Raw genomic sequence first — 6,000 nt, forward strand, 5'->3', positions numbered from 1 at the left:
TGCACACTGCTTCGGCGGGAGTCTCAAGGCTCCTGCCGAATTTTTTTGGCTCGAATTGTAGAGGGTGAAATGATCACCAGCACGGCCAATCCGCGCATCAAAGAGGCGCGTAAGCTTCATACGCGCAAAGGGCGATACGCTGCGGGCAGGGTGCTCGTCGAAGGGGTGCGCCTGGTCGGCGATGCGTGGCGCAGCGGCGCACGGCCGCTTTACGTCTTTTACGCGCCTGACCTGTTGACCTCGGAGGAGGGACAGAGGCTGTTGGCGCAATTGAAGGAGGCGGACTGCGAGTGCCTGCCCTGCAGCGCTGCGGTCTTCGCCACGCTCAGCGAAACCACAACGCCGCAGGGGATCGCCGCCGTGCTGCCGCTGCCGCAGCTGAGCTGGCCGCAGCGCCCCAGCCTGCTCTTGATCCTGGACGGCGTCGGCGATCCGGGCAACGCCGGGACGCTGGTGCGCAGCGCCGAGGCGGCCGGCTGCGAAGGCGTCATCTTTGCGCCGGGCGCCGTCGATCCGTTCAACGATAAGGTGTTGCGCGCAGGGATGAGCGCACACTTTCGATTGCCCATTCGGAGCTGCGCTGCGTGGGAGGAGGTGGAGGCGCTGTTGCCAACGAATATCTCCTGCTACCTCGCCGACGCCCACGCCTCCGTGACTTATGATGAGATCGACTGGAGAGAGCCTTCCGCCTTGATCGTGAGCAACGAAGCGCATGGCGCCAGCGCCGAGGCGCAGCGCCGGGGACAGATGATCGTGATTCCGATGCGAGGAGCGGTGGAGTCGCTCAACGTCGCCATCGCCGGGTCGGTGATCCTGTTCGAGGCGGCGCGACAACGTCGCGCCAGCTGCGCCCAAAGCGGCGCATAGCAATCGTTGAACATCTAACCGGAATCAATCAAAGGAAAGGTTTCGTCTCTACATGGCTGCGTGGAGTCTTCCGGTGAAAATCGGACTTGGTTTTGGCCTGATCGGCTTGCTTTTGACGGGGGTGGGCGTTGTGCGCGGGGAAGTCCCCCTGGCGCCGCTCAATATCGCCATTGCGCTGATAATCGGCGGCGGCGTCTGGTTCGTCGTGGCGTGGGCCGTGGCTGCGGCGGCGGTGGATGTGGAGCGGGATATAGAGGCGGAGGAGTGAGATGCGTTTGGGGCTTGCAGGCGCAGCGCATGGCTGCGCCTCCTCGCATCACCCCAAAAACCTTGCGCTCTATCGAAAGCGTGCGGCTGGGAGCCGCGCTTCCATCGCCGCCGTCTATTGGCGCAACCCGTTCTATCCATCCCTGCGCAAACTCTTTGCTAGATAGCCTTCTTCCTACTTATATTCCTACTTAATAATCGTCTGGCTTTGCTCGTGCATGTAGAGCGGCAGCGTATAGAAGCCGCCGACGCCTTTGCCGCTCATGCCGCTGCCCTTCCAGCCGCCGAAGGCCTGCACCCCCGGCCAGGCGCCGGTGGTGGCGCCGCCCTTGCGATTGGCGTAGGTGGTGCCGGCTTCGATGTTGTCGAAGAACCACTGAACCTCTTGAGGATCCTCGCTGAAAAAGCCGGCGGTCAGCCCGTAGATGGTGTCGTTGGCCTTGGCCATTCCCTCTTCCAGGTCTTTCACTTTGGCGACGTACAGGATGGGCAGGAACAGCTCTTTTTTCACCAGCTCGTGGTCTTCAGGCAGGCCGGTGATGATCGCCGGCTGAACGTAATAGCCGCGGCTGAACTCGCCTTCGGTCAATGTGTTTCCCCCATAGAGCACCTGGCCGTCCCGCCGCGCCATCTCGATGTAACGCTGATAATCTTCATACGCGCCCTTGTCGATCACCGTGCCCATGAAGGTGTCCCGTTCGGTGGGGTCGCCGACTTTCAGCGCCGCCGTGCGTTCGATCAGCATCTGCAGGAAGCGGTCGTAGATCGGCTCCTCCACATAGACGCGTGAGCAGGCCGAGCATTTTTGCCCGTCCAGGCCAAAGGCTGAACGCACAATGCCGGTCACCGCTTTGTCCAGGTCGGCGTGGCGAGAGACGATGGTGGGATTCTTGCCCCCCATTTCGATGATGGCGGGCTTCGGATAAGGGCCGTTGAGGGCGTTGCGCGCCACCTGCATCCCCACCTCGTAGGAGCCGGTGAACGTCCAACCGGCGATGTCGGGGTTGTCTTGCAGCTCCTGGCCGACGGTGCGGCCGGGTCCGCTGACGTAATTGAAAACGCCGTCGGGCAGGCCGGCCTCGGCGAAGAGCTCGGCGGTCTTCCAACCGGTGTAGAGCGTAGACGAAGCGCCTTTGAAGACGACGGTGTTGCCGGTGATCAGTGCGGCGCAGATCGGCGCAGCGGAGAGCGCCATCGGGAAATTGAAGGGCGAGATCACCGCCCACACGCCGTAAGGTTTGAGCACGCTCAGGTTGACCTCGTTTTCGCTCAGCTTGCCCATCTCGCGGATGTAGCCGTTGTTTTGCTCCATGGCGTTGGCGTAGTAGCGCAGCAGGTCGGCGGTTTCCTCGACCTCGCCGAGCGCCTCCAGCCGGCTTTTGCCGACCTCCAGGATCATGATGGCGGCCAGCTCCAGGCTGTTCTCGCTGATCCGCTCGGCGATGCGGCGCATGATGGCGACGCGCTCCTGCCAGGGGGTGGCGGCCCATCCTTTGAAGGCGCGCCTGGCGGCGGCCACCGCCGCGCGCGCGTGCTCTCTCGTCCCTTTTTGCGCCGTGCACAGATGGATGCGCGTGTCGATCGGGCTGTAGGTGATGGTCTTTTCATCGGCGTAGACTTTTTCGCCGTCGATGAACATGGGCACTTCGACGCCGAGCAGTGACGTCCGCACCTTTGCGATGGCGTCATCGAAAGCCGATTGCAGTTCCTCGTTATCCGCAGAAAGTGTGGCGTAGGTGATTTTCATTTTGAGGGCCATAAGTCTCTCCTTTGAGCGCTATTGCAGAGGCGAAGCGCAGCGGGAAACGCCCTCTTCGCCGATCCCTGTGGAAAATCTTTCACTCCATACGTTACACGATTTGAACGCCCGTAGCAAGCCACTACGTGCATGAATTCGGACAACAGCCGTCCCGTTTCATAGCAATTTTTTTATCCCAAAAACTTTCGATTTCGTAAGTATTTTTTGCGATTTTTGTGCGTTGAATGAGCCGACTAAGCCACTAAAATTTCTATCCGGCCTTATCCGGGGGATCCATGCTCTGTTTATCAAAACAAGTCAAACTGCGTCATCCAAACTGTTCAGATCGCAAAATGAAAATGGAAAGGAACCCGTATGTGGAACACTCGAGCGTTTCGTGGATGGATCAAGATTTTGATTTTTGCAGGCCTGGGAATCGGTGCGCTTGCGATGGCTCTGCCTGTACGCGCATCGGGCGCCGTGCTGTACGCTGCGCCGGGCGGACTGACCACCGGCGCATGCACCTCCTGGGCGACCGCCTGCACGCTCAGCTACGCCCTTTCCATCGCCGTCAACGGCGACCAGATTTGGGTCAAAGAAGGGGTGCACAAGCCAGACACCACCGGCTTGGCCAATCCACGTCTGGCCACTTTTTCATTAAAAAAAGGTGTGGCGCTCTACGGCGGCTTTGCAGGAACGGAAACCAGCCTTGGGCAGAGAAGCTGGACGAGCCGTCCAACCGTCCTGAGCGGCGATATTGATCACAATGACGTCGTCGATGCAAACGGCGCAACGGTGACCATCAACGGCGCCAACGCGTACCATGTGGTGAGCGCGTATAACGTGAACAGCACGGCCTTGTTGAACGGCTTTATCATCACAGGCGGGCAGGCGACCGATCCCTCCTCCGTCCATGAACAAGGCGCCGGCGTTTACGCTGTCAGCGCCAGTCCTCAACTCAGCAATTTGGTCATTGTCGGCAACGTCGCCAGCTACGGCGGCGCCGGAATATACAATCAAGGCGCCAGTTTTCCATCCTTAACCAATGTTGTTTTTCGCAACAATGATGCGCAGACGGGCTATGGCGGCGGTATGTACAACGAGGATCCCAGCAGCCCCACGCTCGTCAACGTAAGCTTCATCAGCAATACAGCCTCTTACGGCGGCGGAATTTTTAGCAGCGCAAACTCTTTCGCCATGTTCCTGGTGCAGTTCCGGGAAAATTATGCAAGCTACAGCGGCGGTGGAATCCACAATGACAGCGGCGCCATCCAACTTGCAAGCGCGACCTTCGTGAGCAACACTGCCGGCGCTTTCGGCGGCGGCGTTTGGAGCTACGCCGGCGCGTTGACGGTGGTGGACAGTGAATTTCGCGGCAATTTTGCAGAGGGAGGCGGCGGTGGAGTGTACCATGATCTTAGCGAAGCTACCTTCACGAATGTGCGTTTTGTGAACAATGCCACCCTGACTTCCGGCGGCAATTACGGAGGAGGGCTCTACAACAGAAGCGGGGCTGCGACATTGACAAACGTCCTCTTTGAGGGCAATAGCAGCGCAACCGGCGGCGGAATGTATAACTACGCATCCGACGCCTGGCTCGATCAAGTGCAGTTCATCAACAACACCGCCTCCGCACAGGGTGGGGGAATGTCGAGCATTTTCGGCGTCAGCGTGGCTTTGACGGATACGGTCTTCATCGGCAATGCAGCCGGCGTACGCGGGGGCGGGATGCACACCCTGCTCGTCGAAGAAAACCTGGCGCTGACCAACGTGCTCTTCAGCGGGAACACAGCCCAGCAAGATGGCGGCGGCATGTATAGCGAAAGCGCCGTCGGCGATCCCCCTGTCGCCTTCACCAACGTGACCTTCAGCGGCAACGCGGCTCAAAACAGCGGCGGCGCACTGGTCAGCCTATACATGTCGAACGTGACGCTCACGAACGTCATCATCTGGGGCAACACGGCCGGCGTCAGCCCGGGCATCGCCAATACCTCCAGCAGCCTGCTCATTTCGCACAGCGACATCCAGGGGTGCGGCGGCTCTACTGCGTGGAATGCAGCCTGCGGCGTCGACGGCGGCGGCAACATCGACGTCGATCCCCTCTTCGTAGACGCCGACGGCGCCGACAACATCGCCGGCACGCCGGATGACAATTTGCGTCTCCAGGTTGGTTCTCCGGCCATCGACGCCGGCGACAACGCCGCCGTTCCCTCTGGGCTCATTCATGACCTGGACGGCAACGCCCGCATCCAGGATGGAGATGGAGACAATAGCCCTGTCGTCGATATGGGCGTTTATGAGACGGCGGACATGCATCCTCCGGTGGTCATCTCCAGTGTGCGCGCAGATGCAAACCCGACGAATGCAGCAAGCGTAAACTTTATTGTGAGCTTTTCAGAGCCGGTGACCGATGTAGACGCAACGGATTTCAATGTGACGGCTACGGGTGTAAGCGGCGCTGCAGTGGCCAACGTGAGCGGAAGCGGCGTCGCCTACACGGTGACGGTGAGCACCGGCAGCGGAGACGGAACGTTGCGACTGGACGTTCCGGCGCTCGCCACGATTCGCGATGCGATGGGCAACGGGCTGGCCAACCTGCCCTATCAGGCGGGCGAAACGTACACCGTTGACAAGACAGGGCCTGCGGTGAATCTAGAGCAAGCTGCAGGACAGGCCGACCCCACCAATACCGCTCCTATCCACTTTACGGTGATTTTCAACGAACCGATTCTCACGACCACCTTTTCGGTAGAGGACGTTGTGTTAGGCTGGTCGGGACCTGGCGCAATCACAGCCACAGTCGCCGAAGTTGCGCCCAACAACGGAACTGCTTTCCAGGTCGCCGTCAGCGGAATGAGCGGCAGCGGCGTGGTGACGGCGAGCATCCCGGCCGGCGTGATTCAAGACCTGATCGGCAACTTGAACACGGCAAGCTCAAGCACGGACAACAGCGTAACATACTGGGATCCAAATGCGGACAGCGATGGGGACGGCCTCAGTGACTGGGCGGAAGTGCAGCTCGGTGCGAACCCCAACGCCGCCGACAGCGACGGCGACGGCATGCCGGACGGCTGGGAGGCGGCCAACGGCCTGAACCCGACCAACCCCTCCGACGCCAGCGGCGATGC

At 60.5% G+C, this 6,000-nt stretch carries 4 protein-coding genes; 3 read left to right on the forward strand and 1 reads right to left on the reverse strand.

The features are described from left to right. Window positions 1–69 precede the first annotated feature (69 nt). Window positions 70–867, forward strand: a complete 798-nt coding sequence (locus Q0367_RS02840; RefSeq protein ID WP_298980848.1) for an RNA methyltransferase — start codon at window positions 70–72, stop codon at window positions 865–867. 73 nt (window positions 868–940) lie between these two features. Then, entirely contained in the window at window positions 941–1,135 is a 195-nt protein-coding gene (locus Q0367_RS02845; protein WP_298980849.1) for a hypothetical protein, read from the forward strand. Between the two features lie 186 nt (window positions 1,136–1,321). Here Q0367_RS02845 and Q0367_RS02850 read toward each other — a convergent pair whose 3' ends face one another. Further along, window positions 1,322–2,893 (reverse strand): aldehyde dehydrogenase family protein, encoded by a 1,572-nt coding sequence (locus Q0367_RS02850; protein WP_298980850.1) that lies wholly within the window; start codon window positions 2,891–2,893, stop codon window positions 1,322–1,324. 354 nt (window positions 2,894–3,247) lie between these two features. Here Q0367_RS02850 and Q0367_RS02855 point away from each other — a divergent pair. Beyond that, window positions 3,248–6,000: choice-of-anchor Q domain-containing protein (locus tag Q0367_RS02855; RefSeq protein ID WP_298980851.1), on the forward strand; the 2,753-nt coding region annotated here is incomplete at its 3' end.

Source organism: uncultured Caldilinea sp., assembly GCF_937128415.1.
Lineage (GTDB): Bacteria > Chloroflexota > Anaerolineae > Caldilineales > Caldilineaceae > Caldilinea.